Annotated in this window: 24 protein-coding genes; 5 read left to right on the forward strand and 19 right to left on the reverse strand. The window is 64.7% G+C overall.

Annotation, left to right across the window (positions count from 1 at the left end):
* The first annotated feature begins 65 nt into the window (after positions 1 to 65).
* Positions 66 to 725: a sulfite oxidase-like oxidoreductase gene (locus tag I6F28_RS07125; protein WP_225139566.1), complete on the forward strand. Its 660-nt coding sequence runs from the start codon at positions 66 to 68 to the stop codon at positions 723 to 725.
* 26 nt (positions 726 to 751) lie between these two features.
* Entirely contained in the window at positions 752 to 1,975 is a 1,224-nt protein-coding gene (locus I6F28_RS07130) for a bifunctional alpha/beta hydrolase/OsmC family protein (protein ID WP_225139567.1), read from the forward strand.
* 10 nt (positions 1,976 to 1,985) lie between these two features.
* On the opposite strand, the gene pdxR is transcribed toward I6F28_RS07130, so the two are convergent.
* On the reverse strand, positions 1,986 to 3,431 hold the full coding sequence (pdxR, locus tag I6F28_RS07135) for a MocR-like pyridoxine biosynthesis transcription factor PdxR (protein ID WP_225139568.1): 1,446 nt from the start codon (positions 3,429 to 3,431) through the stop codon (positions 1,986 to 1,988).
* Positions 3,432 to 3,514: 83 nt separating this feature from the next.
* On the opposite strand from pdxR, the gene I6F28_RS07140 reads away from it, so the two are divergent.
* The gene (locus I6F28_RS07140; RefSeq protein ID WP_225139569.1) at positions 3,515 to 4,429 is read left to right on the forward strand and encodes a DMT family transporter; all 915 of its coding nucleotides are present in this window, start codon (positions 3,515 to 3,517) and stop codon (positions 4,427 to 4,429) included.
* Here the strand turns inward: I6F28_RS07140 and I6F28_RS07145 are convergent.
* The 16 genes from I6F28_RS07145 to I6F28_RS07220 all read right to left on the reverse strand — a co-directional run bounded on the left by I6F28_RS07145 (position 4,408) and on the right by I6F28_RS07220 (position 18,347).
* Positions 4,408 to 5,463 carry a YeeE/YedE family protein gene (locus I6F28_RS07145; protein WP_036004835.1) on the reverse strand — a complete coding sequence of 352 codons (1,056 nt, stop codon included), beginning with the start codon at positions 5,461 to 5,463 and terminating at the stop codon, positions 4,408 to 4,410. The genes I6F28_RS07140 and I6F28_RS07145 overlap by 22 nt on opposite strands.
* A gap of 2 nt (positions 5,464 to 5,465) precedes the next feature.
* Complete coding sequence (locus I6F28_RS07150; protein ID WP_225139570.1) at positions 5,466 to 6,467, reverse strand: quinone oxidoreductase family protein; 1,002 nt, start codon at positions 6,465 to 6,467, stop codon at positions 5,466 to 5,468.
* Positions 6,468 to 6,531: 64 nt separating this feature from the next.
* A complete protein-coding gene (paaK, locus tag I6F28_RS07155; protein WP_225139571.1) occupies positions 6,532 to 7,863 on the reverse strand; it encodes a phenylacetate--CoA ligase PaaK in 1,332 nt (443 codons plus the stop codon).
* Positions 7,864 to 7,902: 39 nt separating this feature from the next.
* The gene (gene paaI / locus I6F28_RS07160) at positions 7,903 to 8,352 is read right to left on the reverse strand and encodes a hydroxyphenylacetyl-CoA thioesterase PaaI (protein WP_225139572.1); all 450 of its coding nucleotides are present in this window, start codon (positions 8,350 to 8,352) and stop codon (positions 7,903 to 7,905) included.
* A gap of 101 nt (positions 8,353 to 8,453) precedes the next feature.
* The gene (paaE, locus tag I6F28_RS07165; protein ID WP_225139573.1) at positions 8,454 to 9,536 is read right to left on the reverse strand and encodes a 1,2-phenylacetyl-CoA epoxidase subunit PaaE; all 1,083 of its coding nucleotides are present in this window, start codon (positions 9,534 to 9,536) and stop codon (positions 8,454 to 8,456) included.
* 2 nt (positions 9,537 to 9,538) lie between these two features.
* Complete coding sequence (gene paaD / locus I6F28_RS07170; RefSeq protein ID WP_370143314.1) at positions 9,539 to 10,039, reverse strand: 1,2-phenylacetyl-CoA epoxidase subunit PaaD; 501 nt, start codon at positions 10,037 to 10,039, stop codon at positions 9,539 to 9,541.
* Complete coding sequence (gene paaC / locus I6F28_RS07175; RefSeq protein WP_225139574.1) at positions 10,033 to 10,809, reverse strand: 1,2-phenylacetyl-CoA epoxidase subunit PaaC; 777 nt, start codon at positions 10,807 to 10,809, stop codon at positions 10,033 to 10,035. Before paaC ends, paaD begins: the two co-directional genes overlap by 7 nt.
* Positions 10,809 to 11,096 (reverse strand): 1,2-phenylacetyl-CoA epoxidase subunit PaaB, encoded by a 288-nt coding sequence (paaB, locus tag I6F28_RS07180; RefSeq protein WP_015687593.1) that lies wholly within the window; start codon positions 11,094 to 11,096, stop codon positions 10,809 to 10,811. The genes paaC and paaB overlap by 1 nt, the downstream gene beginning before the upstream one ends.
* 9 nt (positions 11,097 to 11,105) lie before the next feature.
* Positions 11,106 to 12,098 (reverse strand): 1,2-phenylacetyl-CoA epoxidase subunit PaaA, encoded by a 993-nt coding sequence (gene paaA, locus I6F28_RS07185; RefSeq protein ID WP_225139575.1) that lies wholly within the window; start codon positions 12,096 to 12,098, stop codon positions 11,106 to 11,108.
* 75 nt (positions 12,099 to 12,173) lie between these two features.
* Positions 12,174 to 13,040, reverse strand: a complete 867-nt coding sequence (paaX, locus tag I6F28_RS07190; protein WP_225139576.1) for a phenylacetic acid degradation operon negative regulatory protein PaaX — start codon at positions 13,038 to 13,040, stop codon at positions 12,174 to 12,176.
* A 131-nt stretch (positions 13,041 to 13,171) separates the two neighbouring features.
* A complete protein-coding gene (locus I6F28_RS07195; RefSeq protein ID WP_036025751.1) occupies positions 13,172 to 13,942 on the reverse strand; it encodes an esterase/lipase family protein in 771 nt (256 codons plus the stop codon).
* A 203-nt stretch (positions 13,943 to 14,145) separates the two neighbouring features.
* Complete coding sequence (locus I6F28_RS07200) at positions 14,146 to 15,432, reverse strand: DUF445 domain-containing protein (RefSeq protein WP_225139577.1); 1,287 nt, start codon at positions 15,430 to 15,432, stop codon at positions 14,146 to 14,148.
* Between the two features lie 186 nt (positions 15,433 to 15,618).
* Positions 15,619 to 16,074, reverse strand: a complete 456-nt coding sequence (locus I6F28_RS07205) for a phasin (RefSeq protein ID WP_036004804.1) — start codon at positions 16,072 to 16,074, stop codon at positions 15,619 to 15,621.
* Positions 16,075 to 16,297: 223 nt separating this feature from the next.
* Positions 16,298 to 16,891, reverse strand: a complete 594-nt coding sequence (locus tag I6F28_RS07210) for a GNAT family N-acetyltransferase (RefSeq protein WP_225127366.1) — start codon at positions 16,889 to 16,891, stop codon at positions 16,298 to 16,300.
* The gene (locus I6F28_RS07215; protein ID WP_225139578.1) at positions 16,888 to 17,970 is read right to left on the reverse strand and encodes a PHA/PHB synthase family protein; all 1,083 of its coding nucleotides are present in this window, start codon (positions 17,968 to 17,970) and stop codon (positions 16,888 to 16,890) included. The genes I6F28_RS07210 and I6F28_RS07215 overlap by 4 nt, the downstream gene beginning before the upstream one ends.
* Positions 17,967 to 18,347 carry a hypothetical protein gene (locus tag I6F28_RS07220; protein ID WP_036004795.1) on the reverse strand — a complete coding sequence of 127 codons (381 nt, stop codon included), beginning with the start codon at positions 18,345 to 18,347 and terminating at the stop codon, positions 17,967 to 17,969. The genes I6F28_RS07215 and I6F28_RS07220 overlap by 4 nt, the downstream gene beginning before the upstream one ends.
* A 162-nt stretch (positions 18,348 to 18,509) precedes the next feature.
* Between I6F28_RS07220 and I6F28_RS07225 the strand changes: the two genes are divergently transcribed.
* A complete protein-coding gene (locus I6F28_RS07225; RefSeq protein ID WP_225139579.1) occupies positions 18,510 to 19,424 on the forward strand; it encodes an alpha/beta fold hydrolase in 915 nt (304 codons plus the stop codon).
* Between the two features lie 122 nt (positions 19,425 to 19,546).
* Complete coding sequence (locus tag I6F28_RS07230) at positions 19,547 to 20,008, forward strand: nuclear transport factor 2 family protein (RefSeq protein ID WP_225127369.1); 462 nt, start codon at positions 19,547 to 19,549, stop codon at positions 20,006 to 20,008.
* A gap of 13 nt (positions 20,009 to 20,021) precedes the next feature.
* Here I6F28_RS07230 and I6F28_RS07235 read toward each other — a convergent pair whose 3' ends face one another.
* Together I6F28_RS07235 and I6F28_RS07240 are read right to left on the reverse strand one after the other, a co-directional pair.
* The gene (locus I6F28_RS07235; RefSeq protein ID WP_109144507.1) at positions 20,022 to 20,696 is read right to left on the reverse strand and encodes a polyamine aminopropyltransferase; all 675 of its coding nucleotides are present in this window, start codon (positions 20,694 to 20,696) and stop codon (positions 20,022 to 20,024) included.
* A 139-nt stretch (positions 20,697 to 20,835) separates the two neighbouring features.
* Complete coding sequence (locus I6F28_RS07240; RefSeq protein ID WP_225139580.1) at positions 20,836 to 24,072, reverse strand: bifunctional cytochrome P450/NADPH--P450 reductase; 3,237 nt, start codon at positions 24,070 to 24,072, stop codon at positions 20,836 to 20,838.
* Positions 24,073 to 24,160 lie beyond the last annotated feature (88 nt).

A 24,160-nucleotide genomic window follows, 5' to 3' on the forward strand; every position in this document is an offset into this window, starting at 1 on the left:
CAGGCCTTTCATGGCGTGCGCGACACCAAGCACGCCTCAGCCATGCATCGCCACGAGCACAGGCCATGACCGACGAGACGCCATCCGACAGCAAGCTGACGCGCACCAAGGAGAAGTGGGCGCGCGAGGGCCGCTTTCTCACCGGCAAGATTACACGCCCGGAGGATCAAAGGCTTCCGCCCGGGCAGCACCTCACCAAGGACTGGCCGGTACTCGATCTCGGGGTCACGCCGCCGGTCTCGCGCGAGCGCTGGCGGCTCGACGTCTATGGCGCGGTCGAGACCCCCGTTTTCTGGACCTTTGCCGAATTCGCCGCGCAGAAGCAGTCCCGGTTCACCTCGGACATCCATTGCGTCACGACCTGGTCGCGCTATGACAACGAATGGGAAGGGCTCGCCACGCGTGAGCTGCTGGCGGCCTGCCAGCCGCGCGAGGATGCTCGCTTCGTCGTGCTGCATTCCTATGACGGTTACACCACCAATCTCGCGCTGGAGGATTTTGCCGCCGAGGACGCGCTGCTCGCCCACAGCTGGTCCGGCCAGCCGCTGGCGGAGGAGCATGGCGGCCCGGTGCGGCTGGTCGTGCCGCACCTCTATTTCTGGAAGAGCGCAAAATGGCTCCAGGCCATCGAATTCCTGACCGAGGACGCGCCGGGCTTCTGGGAAGTCCGCGGCTATCATAACCGCGGTGATCCCTGGGCCGAGCAGCGCTATTCGGGCGATTAGGTTCGAGCAAGACGGGGGGGAAGCCCATGCCGACGGAACGCTTTCAATTCACCGGCGAAGGCGGCCATCAGCTCGCGGCCGCGCTGGAGCTGCCTGACGGCGAGCCCGCGGCTTTCGCGCTGTTCGCGCATTGCTTCACCTGCGGCAAGGACACGCTGGCGGCCAAGCGCATCTCGGTCGCGCTCGCCGCCAAGGGCATCGCGGTGCTGCGCTTCGACTTCACCGGGCTCGGCTCCAGCGGCGGTGATTTCGCCAACTCGACGTTCTCCTCCAACGTTGCCGATCTCGTGCGCGCGGCCGATCATCTGCGCGAGACCCGCAAGGCACCCTCGATCCTGATCGGCCATAGCCTGGGTGGCGCCGCGATCCTCGCCGCTGCCGGACAAATTCCCGAGGCACGAGCGGTGGCCACCATCGCAGCGCCCTCGGATCCCGCCCACGTCACCGGCCTGTTCAGGGAGCATCTCGACAACATCCGCGCGCAAGGCGAGGTCGAAGTCTCGCTCGCGGGACGCCCGTTCCGGATCAAGCGCGAATTCCTCGACGACATCGCCGAGCACGAGCTGATGAAGGACGTCACCGGCCTGCACAAGGCGCTGCTGGTGATGCATTCGCCCCTCGACGACACCGTCGGCATCGACAACGCAACGAAGCTCTTCGTCGCGGCAAGACACCCCAAGAGCTTCGTCTCGCTCGACCATGCCGATCATCTTCTGACCAAGCCTGCCGACGCGCTCTACGCCGCCGACGTGATCGTGGCATGGGCCAGCCGTTACGTCGATGCAGCGACGCCCGCGAAGGCGATGGATCTGCCGGAGGAGCCGCGCAAGGTCGTGGTGCAGGAGACCCGCAAGAGCAAGTTCAACCAGACCATCACCGTCGGCCCGCATCGTCTGGTGGCGGACGAGCCGCTCGCGGCTGGCGGCGCGGATACCGGACCCGGCCCGTACGATTTCCTGCTCGCCGGCTTAGGTGCCTGCACCTCGATGACCATGCGTCTCTATGCCGACCGCAAGTCGCTGCCGCTCGACCGCGTCACGGTGACGCTGAAGCATTCCAAGATCTACGCCAAGGATTGTGCGGAGTGCGAGACTCGCGAGGGCATGCTCGACCAGATCGAGCGCGACATCGCGATCGACGGCGCGCTCGATGCCGAGCAGCGCAAGAAGCTGATGGAGATCGCCGACAAGTGCCCGGTGCACCGGACGCTGACGTCGGAGATCCGGATCGTGACGAAAGCGGTGGAGTAGCGATGCCCCACTAGAAGCACGACGCCATCGTGCGCACGGCCGCGCTGATCTCGTTTTCGCGCCACGCCGCAAAGCCGAGCAGCAGGCCGTGATCGCGCGGCTTGCCGAGCGCTAGGCTGGACAAGGCGCGCGTTTCGACGCCCGCCTCGACCAGCCGCTTCACCGCCGCCCGATCAGTGCGGCCGCGCTCGAGACGGGCGACGAGCTGGATACCGCCGGGGGGCACCTCGACTAAGAGCATGCCACCGAGATGCCGCTGCAGCTCCTCGACAAGATGATCGCGGCGCGCGTGATAGAGCCGGCGCATGCGGCGCAGATGTGCGAGGAAGTACCCATCGGCGATGAATTCGGCCAGCGCCTCCTGGATGTGGCTGGCGGCGATCAGTCCCATGTGCTGCTGCGCGATCTCCAAGGTACTGACCAGCGCCGCCGGCGCTACCAGATAGCCGAGCCGGATGTCCGACCTCATCGCCTTCGAGAATGTGCCGACATAGAACACACGGCCATGGGCATCTAACCCCTGCAAGGCCGGCACCGGCCGGCTGTCGTAGTGGAATTCGCCGTCGTAATCGTCCTCGACGATCCAGGTCCTGCCGGGCCGGCTTGCCGCGAGAAACTCGGTTCGACGGGCCAGCGACATCAACCGGCCGGTTGGGTGCTGATGCGACGGCGTCATGAAGATCAGCCTGGGAGCTCCAAGGCCTGGCATTCGCTGCATGCCCTGTTCATCCAGCCTGATGCCGGTCAGGCGCGCGCCGGATGCGTGAAAGGCAGCCGCCGCGCCGGGATAGCCAGGGTCTTCAACCCATACATGATCGCCCGGTGAAATGAGTGTGGCAGCAATCAAGGTCAGCGCGGCCTGCGCGCTCGGCAGGATCATGATCTGCTCCGCCGTGGCGCGGACGTCCCGGTTCGTCGCCAGATAATGCGTCAGCGCCTCCCGCAGGCGCAGCCGGTTGACCGGTCCCAGCTCGCGCCTGCCTGCATGCACGGCGCTGCGGCGCAGGCACCGTGCCCAGACCTCGTTCGGAAACTCCCTGAAATCGCCCAGCCCCGGGCGCAGCGGTTTGAGCTCCCCCCGATAAGACATCGGCCAGTCGGCCTGCTGGAGCTTCGTAGCCCAAGGCGAGAGCTGCAGTTTGCCGACGCATTCGCCCGCTGCGACGGCGCCCCGTTCGATGCGTTCGTGGCCGTCGATCATGACCACGGGACGGCGGCCATGAGACGCCGCGACATATCCCTCGGCCGCGAGCTGCTCGAACGCGTATGTGACGGTGTTGCGCGAGACGCCGAGATCGCTCGCAAGCCGTCGGCTCGACGGCAGAACGCGGCCTTTGCCGAGGCGGCCGGTCGCGATCAGGCCTCGCAGCTGGCTCGTCAGTTGCGCCACCAGCCCCTCGCCATCGGTCCGCTTCAGCTCGATCAACGCGGAGATCGTCGTGTCGGATACTGGCACTCTCTTCTTCTCCAATCTGGCACTTTTTCAAATGCCAGTCGGGATGCTATCCGGCGGCTCGGACTGCTTCAAGGACCTGCGACATGAACACCCTGTCACCCCGTGCGGCCATCGGCCTGTTCCTCATCGTGGTGCTGGCCTGGGGCGTGAATTGGTCGGTGACCAAGCAGCTCGTGCAGTTCGTCCCGCCGTTGTGGAGCGCGGCAATCCGGAGTTGGATCGCGCTGGTTGGATTGTTCGTGCTGCTCGGACTGAGCAACAATCTCGTGATCCCGGAGCGACGCGACTTTCCCGTGATCCTGAGCGTGGCGCTGCTGCATATGACGCTGTTCTCGATCCTGGTTGCCAGCGGCCTTCGCTTCCTGCCCGCAAGCAAGGGCATCGTGCTCGGCTACACCACGCCGCTCTGGGTCGCACTCGCCGCGCCCCTTTTCGGCAAGGACACGCTGACGGCGCCGAAGCTCGCCGGCGCTCTGCTCGGGCTGATCGGCCTTGCCGTCATCCTGAATCCATCCTCGATCGACTGGACCAACCCAAACGTGCTGCTCGGCGCCGGCATGGTCATCCTGGCCGCGATCTCTTGGGCTGCGAACATCATCTATATCCGCGCGCATCGCTGGATCGGATCTCCGCTTCAGCTTTTGCTTTGGCAGGTGCTCGTGGCAACGATCGTGCTGTCGGTCGGCGCGACAGCTGTGGATGGCCTCCCGCATGTGGAGTGGTCGTGGAGGCTCGTATTGTTGTTTCTCTATTCGGGCCTGGTCGGAACGGTCCTGGCTTATTGGGCGATGTCGATGGTCAACAGGAGCATCTCAGCCCTGACGACGTCGCTCGGCACCACCGGGACACCGCTGGTCGGCATCGCCAGCGCTGCGATCCTTCTGGGTGAACCCATCGACGCGAGCCTTGCCGTCGCGGCCGCGCTGATCGTCTCCGGCATCGGCCTTGCGACGCTGGGCGATCGGTTGTTGCGCAGTCAGGCCACCGCGAGAGGCTGAACCCGCAGAACCCCGCGCAGGCCCGCCGCGGTGCCGAGCAGGATGCCCGCAGCCGCGACGAACGATCCCAGCGCGAGCGTAGACACGCCGGTGAGCCCCTGCCCGATCGAGCAGCCGAACGCCATCACGCCGCCGATCCCCATCAGCGCGGCACCGGTCCCTGAGCGGAGCATGTGGCGCGGCGAGGAATAGCCTTCGAGCTTGAAGCGGCCAGTTGCGAGTGCCGTCACCAGACTGCCGGCGAAGACGCCGGCCACCGTCGCGATGCCGAAGTTGAGCGTCAGTCCAGTCGAGAGCATGGCATATTGCAGGCTATCGGCGATCGGCGCGACGAACGTAAGGGAGGTCACGGGGACCGGATTGAAGTCGTCGGCACCGAGATAGCCGGTGGCCAGCCAGCCGCCGGCGACGAGGAGGCCCACAATGATGCCCGCTACGACCTGACCGGGCGAGCGACGGAACGCAGGATGCGCGAAAGCGAACAGGCTCAGCGCGACGGTTGTCGCGGCCGCGGCGAGCGCGCGTGAAAGCGATTCCGTGAAGCCGAGCGTCGCCAGCAACGACGGCAGCGAATTGGCAGGAGCCGTGGCTTGCGTTGCCTGGACCAGCGCAATGCGCGCCGGTGCGATGAGGCCCTTCAGCGTCATCTGCGCGGCAATCGCGAGCACGATCACGACCACGAAGGAGCGGAGATTGCCGCGGCCGAGCAGCACCAGCGCCCGCGAGCCGCAGCCGTTCGAAAGCACCATGCCGTAGCCGAACAGCAGGCCGCCGAGGAACAGCACCGCCGGCGAAAACGATTGCTGCAGATAGATCGACTTGCCGAGATCGACCGTGCCGCTGCCGGCGAGGAACTGGCTCGCGGCGATCGCAACAGCGATTGCGAGCGCGTAGGTCCGCACCAGCCGCCCGTCGCCCTCAGCCAGTAACCCGCGCATGCTGCTCATCAGGCAGAAACCGCTGAGCAGGCCAACGGCACCGTAGACGAGACCGATGGCCAGGCCGGCGAGGATAACGAGTTGCGTGGATTCCATGGTTACGGCTTCAGGATCACCCGGTCACGTGACGAGCCGGCGACCGCAACATACGCTTCCTTCGCGCGCTCCAGCGGATAGATCGCATTCGCCCTGATCGGAAACGGCTTCAGATGGCCGCTCGCAAAACCCGGCCCGATGTCGCGCAGCACCGCACCCGTCGCGGCCGAGGATAGACCCAGCGTGTCGATGCCGACATAAGTGTGCTGGCCCCGATAGAATTCGAGGATGTTGAACTGCACGATGCGGTCGATCGCGGCGATCAGGATTTGGCGGCCGCGAAGCGCGAGCGATTTGTGCGCGGCCTGGAAATAGGGATCGCCGACCGTGTTGAAGACGACGTCGGCGCCCTTGCCGCCGGTCAATTCGTGCACGCGCGCGGCGATTTCGGTGGCGGAGGCGTCGATCACCTCGATGGGCGCGTTGGTGTGGCCTTCATAGGCTTCCGCCCTGCGCACCACACCGATCACGCGCGCGCCCTGCCAGGTCGCGATCTGCACCGCGGCCTGACCGACCTTGCCATTCACCCCGAAAACCAGAACGGTCTCGCCGCGCTTCGGCACGCCCGCCCTGCGAAAGCCTTCCATCGCGGTCACGAAGGGCACGCCGATGCCGGCGGCCTCCTCCCAGGACACAGTCTTCGGCTTCTCCACGACCGCATCGGGTTCGACCACGAGATGGCTCGCATGAGTGCCGTCACGACGAATGCCGAGGTCCCCGGACGAGCCGAACACTTCGTTCCCAATGGTGGCGGCGGGCCCGTCAATCACCACGCCGGCATAGTCGCGGCCGGGGGTCCGGGGGAACACGGCATAGGGCATCAGCCCGGTCGCAGCCTTGACGTCGGAGGGATTGACCGCGGCAGCCTTCACCTCGATCAGAAGATCGTTCGGCCCGCGCGCAAGCATCTGCCGCTCAATTGTCGGCGCAAGCGCAGCGGCATTTTCAGCTTTGGCGCTGAGGCGCACACAGCGCGCTTCGACGGTTTTGGCATCGGCTGACATGAAAAGACCCGCGATTTCTCGCGGGCCTTGTCGCCTCTGGCGCCGGTCGAGTCAATCCGTCCGGTCAGTCCTTTGGCCGCTTGTCGAAGAGCCGCTTGGCCTTGCCGAGCGAGCGCTCCAGCGTGGCCGGCGCAACTACCTGCACCCTGGAGCTGACGCCGATCGTATTCTTGATGTGGGTCGAAATTCGATCCGCATGGTCGACGAGGCCGCGGCCGTCCCAGCTCTCGGGCCGCGCCTCGGCGATGATGGTGAGCTCGTCCATGCGGCCTTCCCGGGTGAGCTCGAGGATGAAATGGCCGCCGCACCAGTCGGTCGCGAGCAGCACCTCCTCGATCTGGGTCGGGAACAGATTGACGCCGCGCAGGATGATCATGTCGTCCGAGCGCCCGGTCACCTTCTCCATCCGCCGCATGCCCGGCCGTGCCGTTCCCGGCAGCAGCCGCGTCAGGTCGCGGGTTCGATAGCGGATCACCGGAAAGGCTTCCTTGGTGAGCGAGGTGAAGACCAGCTCGCCCTTCTCGCCGTCGGGCAGCACCGCGCCGGTCTCGGGGTCGATCACTTCCGGGTAGAAATGATCCTCCCAGATGTGCAGGCCGTCCTTGGTCTCGATGCATTCCTGAGCGACGCCCGGGCCGATCACCTCGGACAGGCCATAGATGTCGGTCGCGTCCATGTCGAAGGCGTCCTCGATCTCGGCGCGCATCGCGTTGGTCCAGGGTTCCGCGCCGAAGATGCCGATCTTGAGCGAACACTGGCGCGGATCAAGCTTCTGGCGCTTGAACTCGTCGAGGATCGCCAGCATGTAGCTCGGCGTCACCGTGATGATGTCGGGCCGGAAATCATTGATGAGCTGCACCTGCCGCTCGGTCATGCCCCCGGAAATGGGGACAACCGTGCAGCCAAGCTTCTCGGCGCCGTAGTGCACGCCGAGACCGCCGGTGAAGAGTCCATAGCCATACGCATTGTGGATGATCATGCCGGTGCGGCCGCCGGCGGCGCGGATCGAGCGCTCCATCACCTCGGACCAGGTGTCGATGTCGCGCTGCGTATAGCCGACCACGATCGGCTTTCCGGTCGTGCCGGATGAGGCATGCACCCGCACCAGCTTTTCGCGCGGCACGGCGAACATGTCGAAGGGATAATTGTCGCGCAGGTCCGTCTTCACCGTGAACGGAAATTTGGCAAGATCAGAGAGTTCGCGAAAGTCGGACGGATGCACGCCCGCTTTGTCGAACGCCTTGCGGTAATGCGCGACATTGTCGTAGGCGTGCTTCAGCGACCACGCCAACCGCTGCTTCTGCAGCGCCATGATCTCGTCGCGCGAGGCGCGCTCATGCGCATCCATCTCGGCGCTATAGGCGTTGCCACCTTCCTTGAGCCTCGTCAGAGCCATCCTCGTTTCCCCACATTGCCTGTTCTTTTTTGTTTGGTTTTATTGATCTTGCGCCGGCAGCCATTTGCCGGGAATGACGCGGGAATGTCCGCGGAATTCCGCGATGACGACCTCGCCCACCGTGACACGCACGTCGTAGATGCCGGAGCGGCCGCCGCGGGTGATCTCCCGCGCTCTTGCGATGAGACGATCGCCAAGCTTGCCCGGCTTGATGAAGGTGATCTGGCCCTGTGCCGCCACGACGCGCTCATTGTGCGAGTTGCAGGCGAACGCGAAGGCGGAATCGGCGAGCGTGAAGATGAAGCCGCCATGGGCGATGCGCTGGCCGTTGACCATATCAGGCCGCACCGTCATGGCGAGCGTCGCAAAGCCCGGGCCGATCTCGACGATCTCCATGCCGAGACCTTTGGAGGCATCGTCCTCGGCCCACATCGCATCGGCGCAGGCACGGGCGATATCCTCAGGCGACAGGGCGGCTTTCACGTTCACGCGCTTCTCCCGGCCAGACGTTTGCTCATGATGTTGTTCTGGTTGGCTCACACTGTCAAATATTGCGACGCATTTGCATTGCGGAGCCGCAGAAACCCTGATCAGACATGATCATAATCGACCACGACGCGCTCGGTGGACGGCTTGGCCTGGCAGGTGAGAACAAAACCGGCCTCGAGCTCCCACGGTTCCAGCGAATAGTTGATGTCCATCGGCGCCTCGCCTTCGACCAGCTTGGCGCGGCAGGTCGAGCACATGCCGCCCTTGCAAGCGAAGGGCAGATCGACGCCGGCGCGCAGCGCGGCATCGAGGATGGCCTCGTCCTCGGCGACGGGCACGTCGCGGCGCTTGCCGTCGATGATCAGCGAGGCGATCGCCTTCGGCGGCGCGTCGGGCGCAACCGCCTTTTTCGGCCGCGGCTTGCCGCCGAACTCGGAGACGAAGCGCTCGACATGGATGCGCTCGTCGGCGATGCCAAGATCGCGGCAGGTCGCCTCGATGTCCTCACTCATGCCAAGAGGACCGCAGATGAAGACGTGATCGACGCTGGCCGCCGGCACCAGCGCGCGGAGCAGCACCCTCACCTTGTCGCCGTCGAGCCGGCCATGCAGGATCGGAATGTCCTGCTCCTCGCCGGAGAGCACGTAAAAGATCGAGAGACGATCGATGAAGCGATCCTTCAGCTCCTCGAGCGTCTCGAGAAACATGACGTTGTCGGTGGTGCGGTTGCCGTAGAACAGGAAGAAGCGGCTGTCCGGCTCGCGCGCGAGCACGCCCTTCACGATCGACAGGATCGGCGTGATGCCGGAGCCGGCGGCGAAGCCGACATGAACGCGCGCACGATCTGCCGGCGGGACCAGACCGAAGCGGCCGGTCGGCGTCATCACGTCGAGCTCGTCGCCGCATTTGAGATCTTCGGCTGCCCAGCTCGAGAACGCGCCGCCATCGACCTTCTTCACGGCGATGCGGATCTCGCCATCGTCGGGGCCGGAGCAAATCGAATAGGAGCGGCGCACCTCTTCCCCGTCAAGCATGGCGCGCAACGTCAGATACTGGCCGGGCGTAAAGGCGTAAGCGCCGGCGAGTTCGTTGGGGATGGCAAAGGTCATCGAGACGGCGTCCGTGGCCTCGCGGCGGAGGTCCCTGATGGCGAGGCGATGGAAGCGCGGTGCGGCTGCGGACATGGTCAATGGCACTTGAAATAGTCGAAGGGTTCGCGGCAGGCCTTGCAGCGCCAGAGCGCCTTGCAGGAGGTCGAGCCGAATTCGGACAACAGCTCGGTCTTGTCCGAGCCGCATTGCGGGCACGCCACCGTCTGATCGCCGAACAGCGCGCGGCGCGAGTTTGAAGCTTGCGGCGGCGCGATGCCGTAAGCGCGCAGCTTCTTGCGTCCGTCCTCGGTCAACCAGTCCGTGGTCCAGGCCGGCGACAGCACGGTCCGTACCTTTGCATGTTGAAAACCGGCGCGCTCCAGCGCAACCTCGATTTCGAGCGCGATCATGTTCATGGCCGGGCAACCCGAATAGGTCGGTGTGATCGCGACCTCGACATGATCGCCGTCGAGAACGACGTCGCGGAGCACGCCGAGATCGCCGATGGTCAGCACCGGGATTTCCGGATCGACCACGCTGGCGGCGGCGTCCCAGGCGCGCTGGCGCAGCGCGGCGTCATCGGTCACCATCACCATGTCAGCCCCGGAAAAGTCCGCTGGATCGATTGCAGCTCCGACAGGAGGTGGCCGAGATGCTCGCTGTGACGACCGGAGCGGCCGCCCTGCTGCATCCAGTCGTTCTGCGGCAGAGCGAGCGTTGCTTCACGCGTGACCTCCGAGAGAGTCGCCAGCCAGCGCCCGCGCAAGCTTGCGGGATCGACGGCAATGCCGGCATGGATCAGCGCGCGTTCGCCGTCGTCGACGGCAAACATCTCGCCGGTAAAGGCCCAGAGATTGTCGATCGCAGCCTGCGCCCGGCGATGACTCTCCTCCGTGCCGTCGCCGAGCCGGATGATCCATTCCGAGGCATGGCGCAGATGGTAGGCGCTCTCCTTCTCCGATTTCGCAGCAATCGCCGCCAGCGTCGCATCGCGCGAATTCATCATCGCGCGCCAGTAGAGATCGGCGAAGGCGGAATAGAAGAATTGCCGCACCAAGGTCTGGGCAAAATCGCCGTTGGGCTGCTCGACTAGGAGAAGATTGCGGTACTGCCGCACGTCACGCAAGTAAGCGAGCTTGTCCTCGTCGTTGTCCCTGCCTTCGACCTTGGCGGCAAAGGTATAGAGCTCCCGCGCCTGGCCGATCAGATCGAGAGCGATGTTGGAGAGCGCCATATCCTCTTCCAACATCGGCGCGTGTCCGCACCATTCCGACAGCCTGTGACCGAGGATCAGCGCATCGTCGGCGCGGCGCAGCGCGTAGATTACCAGCGGGGTTTCGGAGACCTGGATGTTGGCGACCATCATCACATGTGTCCCACTTCTTCCGGCACTTCGTAGAACGTCGGATGCCGGTAGATCTTGGATTCTGCCGGCTCGAACATCATGCCCTTCTCGGCGGGATCGCTCGCGGTGATGGCGCTGGAGGGCACGACCCAGATCGACAGGCCCTCGCCGCGCCGGGTGTAGATGTCGCGGGCGGCCTGCAGCGCCATCGTCGCATCGCTCGCATGCAGCGAACCAACATGCTTGTGCGCGAGCCCGTTACGGCTGCGAATGAAGACTTCCCACAGCGGCGTGTTCGGCGTGGCCATATTGGTCTCCTATTCGGCAGCCTGGGCGGTCTGACGCTGGGCGCGCTTGGCTGCATAGCTAGCTGCCGCCTCGCGCACCCAGGCGCCCTCCTCGTGCGCCTTGCGGCGCGCGGCGATGCGGTCGCGATTGCAGGGGCCGTTGCCGGCGAGCACCTGCTTGAACTCGGTCCAGTCGATCTCGCTGTAGCGCCAGTGGCCGTCGGCGTCCTGAATCATGCCGGGATCGGGAATGGTGAGGCCGAGATATTGCGCCTGCGGCACGGTGGCATCGACGAATTTCTGGCGCAGCTCGTCATTGGAGAAGCGCTTGATCTTCCACTTCGTCGAGGTGTCGCTGTGCTGGCTCGTCGCATCCGGCGGGCCGAACATCATCAGCACCGGCCACCACCAGCGGTTCAGCGCGTCCTGCGCCATCGCCTTCTGCTCCTCCGAGCCGCGGCACAGCGTCACCATGATCTCGTAGCCCTGGCGCTGGTGGAAGGACTCCTCCTTGCAGACGCGGATCATCGCGCGCGCATAAGGCCCGTAGGAGCAGCGGCACAGCGGGATCTGGTTCATGATCGCGGCGCCGTCGACCAGCCAGCCGATCGTGCCGATGTCCGCCCAGGTCAGCGTCGGATAGTTGAAGATCGATGAATATTTGGCCTTGCCGGCGAGCATGGCGTCGACCAGCTCCTCGCGCGAGGAGCCGAGCGTCTCGGCGGCGGCATAGAGATAGAGCCCGTGGCCGCATTCATCCTGCACCTTGGCGAGCAGCGCGGCCTTGCGGCGCAAGGTCGGCGCGCGCGTGATCCAGTTGCCTTCGGGCAGCATGCCGACGATTTCCGAATGGGCGTGCTGGGAGATCTGGCGGGTGAGCGTCTTGCGATAGGCCGCGGGCATCCAGTCGTTCGGCTCGATGCGCTCCTCGGCATCGACGCGGGCCTGGAATTGCGCAGCTTTGCCTGCGTCCTCGAGATCGCGATCAGCGGTCTCGGCCGTGTTCAGCGCCTGGGTGTACATGCGCATCCTCCCGCTTATTGGGAAGGAATATATAACAAGATTTACATCATGCAAGATATTTCTGTAACATAATGGTCAAGCGCCGAACCTTCGTTCCAGCAGCTTTCGCGCGGGCGGCAACGGCCCTTTTTCATTGGTTCCATGGCTGTCGAGCCATTGTTCGGACGGAGCAAGCAGCGCGCGATAGATCTCGCCGCAGAGTTCGCGGGCGGCCCTGCCCGGCCAATCCGGCGGCAGCAGGCTCTCGGGCAGCAATGGATCGCGCAGCACGACGCGGCGGTAATGGTGGATCAAGAGGATCCGCGCGGTGAAGGCGTCGGCCTCGGACAGATCCGTGCCGCGCGTGATCGCGGCGCGCAGCGGCTCGAACGTCTTCATGAATTTCAGATAAGCGTCGGCGGTCCGATCGAGCGGCCAGCTCGCGCTGAGCAGACGGCGGCCGCTGTCGTCTTCCGCCGAGACTTCGAGGCGGATCGCGCCCGCCGCCTCATCCGGCACCGGAACGCCCGATGGTGCGACCCATACGCCCGGCAGAGGGCTGCCGAAGCCGGCATTGCGGAGCGCTTCGCGCGAAGCCTCGCGATCCTCGCTATTGCCGATCAGCAGCAGTTCGAAGCGTTCGGTCCAGTCGGACGGCGGCGGATCGTAGATGTGGCGCGTCGCGGCCTCGAAGGTCTGGCGGCCCTTGTCGGCCAGGCGATAGAAACTGTTGCGGCCGACCTTCTCGCGCGTCAGCCAGCCGTCGGCGGCAAGCCGCGACATTGCGGTGCGCACCACGCCGCTGTCGATGTCGAGGCTTTCGAAGAATTCCAGAAGCGTGCCGAGCCACACCGAGCCACCGCGCGGCACGATGGCATCACCAAACACTGTGATGACGATGGAGCCGGTGCGCGAGGGCTCGCGCTTGAGCTGGTCGATGATGCGGGAGAGCGGATGCGCCATGCGGCAGGCTTAGCGCGTTTGGTGCAGGCGCGACAATGGAGGGGGACGACGGCTCTTCTCCTTCTCCCCGCTATCGCATCTCCGATGCAATCCGACCTCGCCCAGCTTGCAGGGAGAGGTGAAGAGGAGCGCTACCGATGCGGATCGGGATACACCACGCTGCGCCAGCCGCTGCGATCGAACGGGCGCCACTGGCCTTCCTTCTGCGCGAGGCGATCGGCTACGGCATAGACGGCGGCCGGATGATGGCCCATGCCGCAATGGCTGCTCTCGACCTCGATGCTCTCGGTCTGTGCGCCCGTCTTCTCCATGCAGCCTTGCCAGGCGCAGACGCCGTCGGTACGGCTGAAGATGGCGGTGGTCGGCACCGGCGGCGGAGCGGCAAGCTCGCCGCCGAAACGCGGATCAACCTCGTCGGCCTTGCGGCCGCTCGCCCATTCATAGACGCGCCAGGCGTTGGTCGAGCGTGGATCGCCGGCAAAGGGGCTACCAAGCGTGATCACTTGGCGCACGCTGTCCGGCACCATCTTGGCAAGCTGGCGCGCATAGATGCCACCGAGGCTCCAACCGACCAAGCTGATCTTGCGGCCGTGGGTGTCGTTGAGCTCTCGGATCTGACCGAGCATCGCATCCTGCACGCCGGGCCGCAGGCCGTAGTTGCGGCCTTGGCGCCAACCAGCCACTGCATAGCCCTTGCTGCTCAGAAACGTGCGCAGCGCGCCAGTGGAGGTGTCGGAGGCCACGAGGCCCGGCAGCACCAGCACCGGATGCCCATCGCCGCGCGGCGCAAGGCTCAGCAGCGGAAGCGCGCCGAGGAATGCGCCGAACTCGTGGATCGCGCGTCCTTCCAGAAACATCAAGGTACGGGACGGCGGACGCAGCGTCTGGGCAGTTGCGGTCATCAATATTTCCCCTGGGAAGAATTCCTGGAAAGGCCGCCGGCAGCGAGACCGGCAAATCGGCATGAATTCCAATGCACCGGCTTCTGGATCGTTCCGCAGCGCAACATGAATCAGCTAGGCGGCCGGTTCCCGACATTCAAGCGGGAGAGACGCGGGGCGACAATAGGTCCGCGCGTTAATGCTTAACGGCCGTGACGCAAAAGTCACAACAATCGGAGCAGGAATTCTACGGTGTAGAGCGCGAGCCCGGCGAGCCCGCCGATCAACGAGCCGTTGAAGCGGATGTATTGCAGGTCGCGGCCGATGTTGATCTCGATCAGCGAAATCAGCTGCGTCATATTCCACGCCTTGACCTGATCGGAGATGAAGGTCGAGACGCCGCTCTTCTGGTCCGCGACGAAGCTGCGCAGCACGGTGACGAGACCCTTGTTGATCTCGCCGCGCAACTCGGCATCGCTGGCGAGCGCCTCGCCGGCTGAGACGAACATCTCGGCGAGATGATGTTGCAACACCTGCGTCTCGCCGCTCGCGCTGCGCTCGATAAAGGAGCGCGTGTTGGCCCAGACGGTGCGGGCGAGATCGGCAAGCTCCGGCCGCGCCAGGAGATCGCGTTTCAGGCCGTCGATGCGGTCGATATAGGCCTGATCGGTGCCGAGCCTGTCGACGAAGTTCAGCACCATGCGGTCGAACTCGTCGCGGAACGGATGCTTGGGGTCGCTGCGCACTTCGTTGAAGAAGGCGGTGGCGGAGGCCACGATCTTGTTCACCAGAAACTTGTCGGCGCGATAGAGCTTGAGCAGGGTCGGCAATTCCGCGCGCACCTTCTCGCGGATCATCGCCATCGTCTCCGTCTGGTTCAAGGTCTCGTGCATCACGCGCAGGAGATCGTCGAACAGGATCTGGTGCCGTCCCTCCGCGACGAAGCCGCGCAGCGTGCCGGCCGCGAGCGGCGCGAGGTCGATCGCCTGGAGCTGCGAGGACATGCGGCGGATGATGAAGGTCATCAGGCCGGAGCTTTCGGTTGCGGATACGGCCTCCGGCAACAGCCGCAGCGCAAAGCGCGCAAGGTCGTCGCTGCGCTTGCGGTCGCGCAACCAGTCGGCGACGAAGGAGCCGAAGTCGATCTCCTTCAGCTTGGCTTCGACTGGACCCGCCTCGAGGAAATGCACCTGGATGAATTCGCCGAGCTTGTCGGCGATGCGGGCCTGGTTGCTCTGGATGATCGCGGTGTGCGGGATCGGCAGGCCGAGCGGCCGCTTGAACAGCGCCACCACGGCATACCAGTCGGCGAGCCCGCCGATGGTCGCGGCCTCGGCGAAGGCGGCAATGAAGCCGAACACGGGATGCACGGGCAGAAGCCATTTCGCGACGACGAACAGTGCCAGCGTCGCGGCCAGCACCAAAGTCGCCAGCGCCTTGACGCGGCGCAGCTCGGCCGCTCGTTCGGCATCGCCGGGGGCGTCGAAGGAAAAGGTGACAGATGAGTCCATGACTGCATCACAGTACTCGTCATTGCGAGCGAAGCGATCCAGAATCGTTCAAAGACTTTGGATTGTTCGTCGCATCAGCGCAAAATTGCTACGCAATTTTGTCGCGAGCTCCTCGCAATGACGGCGGCGCAAAAACAAAGGCCCGCCGAAGCGGGCCTTAAATTCAGTTTGTGCTCAGGCGCCAGATCAGGCGGTCTTGCTGTAGACCTTGGCGAAATTGTCCTGAGCGGACTTCGCACCGTTGGCGGCGAGCTTGCCGAGATAGTCGGCGGTCGCCTTGGCGCGCGAGACGAACACTTCGCCGCGGGAGCGGAGCAGGCTCGACTGGATCTCGACGGCTTCGCTGACCGACTTGGCGGACGCGAGCTTGTCGATGCCCGAGAAGAACGCCTCGGCGTCCTCGTAGATCGCCTGCTGGATGTTGCGGCTGATCTTGCCGGCCTCGGTGATGGACTCGGTCACCGCGTTCTCGACGGCGGCGGTCACGCGCTCGGAGCCAGCGAACACCTCGGCAGCACGGTCCTTGGCAGTGTTGGCAGTCTTCTTGACGAATTCGCGGGCGGCCTCGGGAACTTCCAGGTTCTGGATGTTCTTGAAAGCGTCCTTGAAGCCCTCGAAAGCGGTGTTGGTTTCAGTGGTCATGGGGTTCTCTCCATCCTCAATGGTTTGAGCTATGGGCTCACCCCGTCCGCATTGGCCCGGGGCACGACCTATATGGCACGGTTAATTGTGCATTGCAATATTGATATTGCAGTGCGATATCACGAAATAGTGAACAGCCCTCGCGAGAGGCATCCTGATGCTTCCGTAGCCATGGGGGCACGTGAATGGGTCCGATCCGGACCCAATGTCGGACGCCCCCTGTTTAGTGCTGCACGGCGCCAGGCAGGCCGTAGGCCTCCATCTGAGCCTGGACCTGCGCGATGTTGTGGCCGAGCACGACGATGTCGTGGGTCTTGCCGTCGACGTCCCGGACATGGTCCCGCAGCAGGGCCTCGGCCTTGAAGCCGAGGCTCTCGAACAGGGCGATCGCCGCCTGCTGATCCACCGTCATCTGGACCGAGAGCTTTTCCAGGCCCGCTCCGAGCGCCAGCGCAAAAGTCTCCTGCGACAGCGCCTTGCCCACGCCCTTGCCGCGGACCTCAGGCGAAACCACCATCCGGATCTCACCGACATGAGGCGACCAGGAATGGGGATCGCGCACCAGCGTGCCGCAACCAACGACCCTGCCCTCTCTCACCGCGAGCAGGCTCTGAATAGCTCCGCGCTCGATTTCCTTGACCCAGGCCGACAGCACCTTCGGCTCGCTGATGTTGCGTGGCAGGAACAACAGGTCATGGGTCGGCAGGCCCTTGCCAAAAGCCAGCACCGCGGCCTCGTCCGCGGGCGACATCAGGCGGATCTCGATAGTGCCGGCGTCGGTCTTGACATGGCGCGGATAGGAACGCTGCTCGCTCATATCGATCTCTTTCCCAGCCAGGAATCCAGTTTCGGCCACAGCCGCTTCACCGCGTTGGCGCCGGCAACGAGCGAAACGTGACCGCCCTTCAGGATCACCTCTTCCTTGTCGGTCGAGCCGACCTTGGCGATCAGGTGCTTGGCCGCCTCATAGGGCACGATATGATCGTGCTCGGCGACGGCATGCAGGATCGGCACCGTGATGTTCTCGAGCTTGGCCGCACGGCCGCCGACCGACATGGTGCCGTCGAACAGCTTGTTGTCCCACATCAGGTCCTTGGTGATGGTGCGGAAATATTCGCCGGCGAGCGGCAGCGTGTCGGTCGCCCAGCGATCGAACATGCGGTACGACTTCACGAACTCGTCGTTCCAGATGTTCTCCCAGAGCTGGATCTGGCTCACCGTACGCGAGGCCGGCCGCAGCATCTCGAACGAGGACAGGATCATCTCCGGCGGCACGTTGCCGACGCTGTCGACGAGGTGGTCGACGTCGAAATAGCGGCGATCGGAGAAGTTCGAGAACAGCTTCATCTCCCGGAAGTCGATCGGCGTGGTGAAGCAGATCAGGTTCTTCATCGGCCCGTCCTTGTGGATCGAGCCGTAGAGCAGCGACAGCACGCCGCCAAAGCAATAGCCGATGACCGAAACGTCCTGCTCGCCGGAATCGGCTTGCACGCGGCGGACGCAGTCCGGAATGAAGTCGAGGACATAGTCCTCCATGCGCAAGCTCTTCTCCTCCGGCCTCGGCGCGCTCCAGTCCAGCATGTAGACGTCGTAGCCGCGTTTCAGCAGGAACTCGATGAAGCTCTGGCCGGGCACGAGGTCGAGGATGTAGCCGCGATTGGTGGTTGCCATTACGATCAGCACCGGCACGCGGTAGATCTCGTCCGACATCGGCCGGTAGTGATAGAGGCTCATGGTGCCGCGCGAGTGCAGCACGTCCTTTGGCGTCGAGCCGAGCGAGGGGCCCGAGGTCGAGAAATATTCGACGCCCTTGATGCTGCGCTGAATCGCGCGCTGCACCTCGGACTGGATGCGCTCCGGGATCGAGGCAAGATCAAGTCCCGCCGGCGCGTTCATTTTTGGTCTCCGCCTTCGGACGGCGGACGCTTGGTTCGCGGTGGCCGCGGCGCGGCGCCGGGTTGCGGCGCGCCCGACGTGGCCGACATCTGGCTCAGCATCGACTTGATCTCGCCGAGCTGGCCTTCGATCGACTGGAGCCGTTCCGCGATGCCGGTCATCTGCTCGCGGCTCGGCAGGTTCATCGAGATCAGGTACCTCTCCATGAGATCGCCGAATTGCTTCTGAGCACCTGCAGCAACGCCGCCGGCGCGGTTCATGGCCTGCGAGAATTCGGGCGTCTCCATCGCCTTAGTCGCGAAGGAGTTGAAACCCTTCTCCATTTCGCCAACCATCTTCTGCCACAAGGCGACCGGATCAGTGATCTTGTCGGTCATCAGCGTCCTCCCAATGCGGAGGGCTTTGCACCCTTCTTGTCCCGCCATACCACACCGTTGCGTGGTGCCGGTCAACCGGCAAGCAACTGACGCAACGTCGGAGACGCGGCTTCTTCGTGGAATGAAACCGTGCGATACAGCATCGGTCAGCAGGAGGAACCCGTGACCGCCCATCAACCGCCCCAGACCGTCCGCGCCAACGGCATCGACATCTGCTACGAGATCTTCGGCAACGAAAATGCCGAGCCGCTACTGCTGATCATGGGCCTCGGCGCGCAGATGATCCATTGGGACGATGCGTTCTGCGAGCAGCTCGCCGCACGCGGCTTCCGCGTGATCCGCTTTGACAACCGAGACATCGGCAAGTCGAGCCATCTCACCGGCGGCAAGCGGCTGACGCCGTTCGAGCTGCTGAAGCTGCGCTTCTTGCGGATCCCCGTAGCCGCCACCTACAAGCTGATCGACATGGCCAAGGACACGGTCGGGCTGATGGATGCGCTCGGCATCAAGTCGGCGCATCTCGTCGGGGCGTCCATGGGCGGCATGATCGCGCAGGAGGTGACGCTGTCGTTTCCGCACAGCGTGCGCTCGCTGACCTCGATCATGTCGACGACGGGCAATCCGCGCGTACCGCCGCCGACCCGCGAGGCCGCCGCGGTGCTGATGGCGCCGCCGCCGCGCAGCAAGGAGGAGTTCATCGTCCGCTACGGCCAGACCTGGAAGGTGCTGCGCGCCGGGCATTTCCCGGAAGAGGAAGCGCTCGACCTTGGGCGCGCCGAGCGCGTGTTTGCACGCGGGCTCAATCCGGCCGGCGTCGGCCGCCAGCTCCGCGCCGTGCTTGCCTCGGGCAGCCGCAAGGAGCGGCTGCACACCGTGAAGGTTCCGACGCTCGTGATTCACGGCACCGTCGATCCGTTGGTCCGCCCCGAAGGCGGCAAGGACACGGCCGCGTCGATCCCGAACGCAAAGCTGCTGATGATCGAGGGCATGGGCCACGCGCTGCCCATGCGCTTCTGGCCGGAAATCATCGACGCGATCGACAAGCACGCGCATGGCGCGGCGGCGCAGGCGGCCTAGGCCGGCCGGTCTCCTCCAAGTGACCATGTGAGCAGCCGGTGCCTGTCTTAACGCGGGTTCCGATGAAGGCTATACAGACCGTCTCAGACGCCAGACAGAGGCTGCGGCCTCTCGGAGCTCACATGCACTTCATCATTCGATCGGCGGCAATGGCCGCTTCCATTCTCATGTTGTCTCTCGCCGGCGGCGCCGCGATGGCGGCCAGCGCGCAGGAAGAAGCCAACCGCCAAACTGTGCTGGCCTTCTATGAGAAGGGCCTCAATCAGAAGGACGCCGACGCCGCCCTCGCCTATGTCGGCAACCGTTACGTCCAGCACAATCCAACCGCTCCCGACGGGCCGGAGGGCTTCCGGAAGTTCATCGGCTTCCTGCGCGAGAAGTTTCCGAACTCGCGCAGCGAGATCAAGCGCAGCTTCGCGGAGGGCGACTTCGTCATCCTGCACGTCCACTCCGTTCGCGAGCCCGGCACCAGGGGCCGCGCGATCGTCGACATCTTCAAGCTGGAGAACGGCAAGATCGTCGAGCATTGGGACGTCATTCAGGAGATTCCTGAAAACCCGGCGAACGGCAACACGATGTTCTAGCCTCGAGGCGCGCCTAGCCTTTCCGCGCGATCCAGATCACGTGGCGCGCGCCGCCGCCTCTGCCGGTGGCGCGAACGTTGACTTCGTTGACGTCGAAGCCGGCGCGCTTGAGGCGCCCTGTGAACGGCGGATTGGGTCCCGACGACCAGACGGCCAGCACGCCTCCCGCCCGCAGCGCCGTCTTCGCAACCTGCAGCCCGCTCGCATCGTAGAGCGCGTCATTGCCCTTCCGGGTCAGCCCTTCGGGCCCGTTGTCCACGTCGAGCAGGATGGCATCGAAGGCCGAACGCTTCGCCCGGATGATTTCACCGACATCGATCTCGCGAATGCTCACCCTGGCATCATCGAGGCTGTCGCCGAAGACCTCGGCCATCGGGCCTCGCGCCCAGGCGACAACCGACGGGACCAACTCGGAGACCACGATCTTCGCCTGGGCTCCGAGCACGGCCAGCGCCGCGCGTAGCGTAAAACCCATGCCGAGACCGCCGATGAGAACGACGGGCTTTGCGACTTTCTCGATCTGCTTCGCGGCAAGGGTTGCCAGCGCCGCTTCCGACCCCGACAGGCGGCTGTTCATCAGCTCGTTGGTGCCGAGCTTGATGGAGAACTCCTTGCCCCGCCGCATCAGGCGGAGCTCCTCGTCGGAACCGGGGATCTTGGCGGTGTCGATCTTTTCCCAGGGAATCATGGGAATGCTTTAGCACGAACAGGATTGTAGGGTGGGTTAGCCGAAGGCGAAACCCACCGCTCGGACAGAATTGGTGGGTTACGCCTAGCGGTTTGCGCTTCGCGCAATCCGCGGGGCTAACCCACCCTACGATCTGCGGCTACGCTCCCGCCCAGACGTCCAGCACATAGCGGTTGTTCGCGCCCATCTCCTCGATCCAGCGCGCGCCTGCCGCGGCATCACTGCCGCTCTTGTCGCGGTGGATCGCGACGAGCGCCGCCTTCACGTCGGGCTCCATCTTGCCGCCATCGCCGCACACATAGATGATCGCGCCCCGCTCGATCAGCGGCCAGACCTTGTCCTTCTGCGCCGCGATCACCTGCTGCACATAGGTCTTCGGCCCGTCCGCGCGCGAGAATGCCGTGAACAGCTCGGTGATGCCGCTCGCCGCCAGCGCCTTCAGCTCCTCCGCGTAAAGAAAATCCTGGTCGGGATGGCGGCAGCCGAAGAACAACATGGCCGGGCCGAGCGCGGCCCCTTTCGCCTTGCGCGCGGCGCGCTCCTGGAGGAAGCCGCGGAACGGCGCAAGTCCCGTGCCCGGACCGATCATGATAACAGGCACGGAAGGATCGTCCGGCAGGCAGAAGCCCGCCTTGGTCTCGCGCACGGTGGCATAGATCGTATCGCCCTCCCGCCGATTGGCGAGATAGTTCGAGCAGATGCCCTTGTAGGTGCCGCGGCCCGAGGCAGCCGGACCTTCGACCACGCCGACCGTGACGCTGCAACGCGCCGGGTCGACCGACGGCGAAGACGAAATCGAGTAATAGCGCGGCGCCAGCAGCGAGAGCATTTCGAGATAGACGTGGAACGGCAGTTCGCAAGCCGGATATTCGAGCAGCAGGTCGAACACCGATTTGCGCTTGGCGAGGATCTCACTGCGATAGCGCTCGAGCGGCTCCGCCTCCTCGCCGACGAAGGCCAATAGCTTCGGCTTGGTGACGGGACAGCGGGTGTGCTCGGCCATGATCTGGATCTGCTTGCGGGTCGCGACCTGCTGCAGCTCGACGAACTCGCTGAGCAGGCGGCCAACCGACACGGCCGCGCCGACCGGCAATTGCGCGCGCCGGCCTTCGGCCACCTGAAGCCTGATCTGATCGGCCGGCAAAAAGCCGAAGCGGCGGGCAACCGAATCAACCAGCGTAGGATCGTTGCGCGGAACGACGCTGAGGTGATCGCCGACGCGGTAGCTGAGGTTGGCCGGTAGCTGCACCTCGATGTGGCGCGTCGAGCGCTCGGAAGCATTCGCGCCGGACTTGTTCTGGAGCTCGTCATTGACCAGCACCTTCATCGCCACTGCGCCGCCCTGGGCGACGATGGTGTTGACGGCGGTCACCGCGACCGGCTCGATTGCATAGAGCGGATCCTCCTCGGCGGTGCGGGTGAAATTCCAGTCGATGCCGAACTCCTTGGTCGCGACTTGCGCGGCGGCGGGGAACCATTTCTGGAACTGGCCGTCGAGATCGCTGCGCGCATCGCCCTCGCCGCGCGGATAGACCGCGCGCGCACCATGCTTCGACAATTGCTCGTCGATGAAGCGCGGCACCGATTGATAGGTCGCGGCCCAGTCGCTGTTGCCGCAGCCGAACACGGCGTAGCGCACACCGGCGAAGGCATCCTTCGGCAGATCCTCGCCGAGCCATTTGACGAACTGCGTCGCATTGTCCGGCGGCGCGCCGTTATAGGAGGCGCAGATGATCAGCACGCCGCCCTCCTGCGGCAGCTTGCCGACATAGTCGTCGAGCGGGCCGAGATGCACGGCAAAACCGTTGATCTCGGCAAGATCGGCCATGCGCGTTGCGAGCTCCTCGGCGGTGCCGAGATTGGAGCCGTAGAGCACCAGCATCGGCGTGTTGTGGCCGGGCCGCGTGGTGGGCTGACGCTGCGCCTTCGGTGCCGAGGACGCAGCCGCAACGGGCCCGCCATAAGCGCCGCGCTCGCGATCGGCGCGCGGCCGCACCTTGATCTTGAAGCCTTCCGGCTTGATGGTCAGCGTCTCCTTCAGGTGCATCTGGTAGCGCTGGTGGTCGATCAGCTTGAAGCGCTGCAGGATCATGCCGAGTGCGAGCGCTGCTTCATGCATGGCGAAGCCGCGGCCGATGCAGGCGCGCTGGCCGTTGCCGAACGGCTTCCAAGCATTGATCGGCCGTCTTGCCTCCGCCTCGCGGCTGAAATTCTCGGGGTCGAAGGCGTCGGGGTTGGGACCCCACACGCTGGGATCACGATGCAGCGCCGTCACCAGGATGGTGACGAACGTTCCCTTCCTGAACTTGTACTGCCCGCCGCCGATGGTCTCGTCGTTCAGCGGCGAGATGCCGTAGGCCGGCGCCGGCGGCCACAGCCGCAGCGACTCCTTCAGGATCTGCGTGATGTAGGTGAGCTGCGTCACCTGCTGATAGGTCGGCTTGGCGTTGACGTCGGGGCCGAAGACGCGGTCGACCTCGTCATAGGCCTTCTTGAGAATCTCCGGGTGCTTGAGCAGCGCATAGAGCGTGTAGGACAACAGGCCGCTGGTGGTCTCGTGCCCTGCGATCAGGAAGGTGTTGATCTGGTAGCGGATATTGACGTCGTCGAGCTGCTCGCCGGTGGAACGGTCGACGCCGGTCATCATCGCGGCCAGCATGTCCTTCTTGTCGTCGATGCCTTCCGCGCTCTTGCGGCGTTCGGCGATGATCTCGTCGACCATCTTGTTCATGAAAGCGACGTCTTGGGCCAGCGTCTTCCGCCGCTTCTGCATCCAGAGCTGCTCGAACGGCAGGCCGCGCGTCATCATGATGGTTTCGAGCGATCGTACCAGTGACTCGACGAAAGGATGGTAGTCGCGCCGGTAGAACGAGTTGAAGCGGTACTCGAAGCCGCACAGGCCGATCGTATCCAGCGTCAGCGCGGTCATGTCGTGGACGACGTCGATCTCGTCGTCGGCGTTGAGCCGCTCCCATTTCTGGACGAGCTGCTCGGCGATGTCGACCATGCTCGGGTGATAGGACTGCATGGCGCGGTTGCCGAAAGGCTGCAGCAGGATGTTGTGCGCCTTGCTCCAGTTCGGCTCACGGGTGTCGGCGGTGAAGAGGCCGTCGCCGCCGACCGCACGCACGCGCCGCAGCGCGCCGCGCACCGTCTTGTCGAACCGCTTCTCGTCGGAGAGCTCGTCGACGAGATCGTGGCCGGAGACGACGACGATCGGCGAGCCCATCATGTCAAGCCAGAAGATCGGACCGAGCTCCTTGGCAAGCCGCGTCAGGTGCTGCACGGGAGCGGCCGCGTCCAGCGACAGCATATTGCCGACCACTGGCTTGGTCGGCGGCTGCGGAATCGGGTCCAGACGGTTCTTGGATGACATCGAAATGTAGTCCCCCTGCCTCAATGTCGTCGTTGCGAGCGAAGCGAAGCAATCCAGAAATGTATCCGTGGAGGCAGTCTGGATTGCT

Origin of the sequence: Bradyrhizobium sp. NBAIM14, from assembly GCF_020193895.1 — a bacterium.
GTDB lineage: Bacteria > Pseudomonadota > Alphaproteobacteria > Rhizobiales > Xanthobacteraceae > Bradyrhizobium > Bradyrhizobium yuanmingense.

What these genes read in the sequence shown, in the direction of transcription:
- I6F28_RS07230 (WP_225127369.1), top strand. Translation starts at nt 19,547, where the DNA reads ATGCACTTCATCATTCGATCGGCGGCAATGGCCGCTTCCATTCTCATG.
- I6F28_RS07215 (WP_225139578.1), bottom strand. Translation starts at nt 17,970, where the DNA reads ATGAACGCGCCGGCGGGACTTGATCTTGCCTCGATCCCGGAGCGCATC.
- I6F28_RS07125 (WP_225139566.1), top strand. Translation starts at nt 66, where the DNA reads ATGACCGACGAGACGCCATCCGACAGCAAGCTGACGCGCACCAAGGAG.
- I6F28_RS07195 (WP_036025751.1), bottom strand. Translation starts at nt 13,942, where the DNA reads ATGACCGCAACTGCCCAGACGCTGCGTCCGCCGTCCCGTACCTTGATG.
- I6F28_RS07240 (WP_225139580.1), bottom strand. Translation starts at nt 24,072, where the DNA reads ATGTCATCCAAGAACCGTCTGGACCCGATTCCGCAGCCGCCGACCAAG.
- I6F28_RS07205 (WP_036004804.1), bottom strand. Translation starts at nt 16,074, where the DNA reads ATGACCACTGAAACCAACACCGCTTTCGAGGGCTTCAAGGACGCTTTC.
- I6F28_RS07235 (WP_109144507.1), bottom strand. Translation starts at nt 20,696, where the DNA reads ATGATTCCCTGGGAAAAGATCGACACCGCCAAGATCCCCGGTTCCGAC.
- I6F28_RS07150 (WP_225139570.1), bottom strand. Translation starts at nt 6,467, where the DNA reads ATGTCAGCCGATGCCAAAACCGTCGAAGCGCGCTGTGTGCGCCTCAGC.
- I6F28_RS07200 (WP_225139577.1), bottom strand. Translation starts at nt 15,432, where the DNA reads ATGGACTCATCTGTCACCTTTTCCTTCGACGCCCCCGGCGATGCCGAA.
- I6F28_RS07145 (WP_036004835.1), bottom strand. Translation starts at nt 5,463, where the DNA reads ATGGAATCCACGCAACTCGTTATCCTCGCCGGCCTGGCCATCGGTCTC.
- paaD (WP_370143314.1), bottom strand. Translation starts at nt 10,039, where the DNA reads ATGGTGATGGTGACCGATGACGCCGCGCTGCGCCAGCGCGCCTGGGAC.
- paaK (WP_225139571.1), bottom strand. Translation starts at nt 7,863, where the DNA reads ATGGCTCTGACGAGGCTCAAGGAAGGTGGCAACGCCTATAGCGCCGAG.
- paaA (WP_225139575.1), bottom strand. Translation starts at nt 12,098, where the DNA reads ATGTACACCCAGGCGCTGAACACGGCCGAGACCGCTGATCGCGATCTC.
- paaB (WP_015687593.1), bottom strand. Translation starts at nt 11,096, where the DNA reads ATGGCCACGCCGAACACGCCGCTGTGGGAAGTCTTCATTCGCAGCCGT.
- I6F28_RS07130 (WP_225139567.1), top strand. Translation starts at nt 752, where the DNA reads ATGCCGACGGAACGCTTTCAATTCACCGGCGAAGGCGGCCATCAGCTC.
- I6F28_RS07220 (WP_036004795.1), bottom strand. Translation starts at nt 18,347, where the DNA reads ATGACCGACAAGATCACTGATCCGGTCGCCTTGTGGCAGAAGATGGTT.
- I6F28_RS07140 (WP_225139569.1), top strand. Translation starts at nt 3,515, where the DNA reads ATGAACACCCTGTCACCCCGTGCGGCCATCGGCCTGTTCCTCATCGTG.
- paaC (WP_225139574.1), bottom strand. Translation starts at nt 10,809, where the DNA reads ATGATGGTCGCCAACATCCAGGTCTCCGAAACCCCGCTGGTAATCTAC.
- I6F28_RS07210 (WP_225127366.1), bottom strand. Translation starts at nt 16,891, where the DNA reads ATGAGCGAGCAGCGTTCCTATCCGCGCCATGTCAAGACCGACGCCGGC.
- paaX (WP_225139576.1), bottom strand. Translation starts at nt 13,040, where the DNA reads ATGGCGCATCCGCTCTCCCGCATCATCGACCAGCTCAAGCGCGAGCCC.
- paaE (WP_225139573.1), bottom strand. Translation starts at nt 9,536, where the DNA reads ATGTCCGCAGCCGCACCGCGCTTCCATCGCCTCGCCATCAGGGACCTC.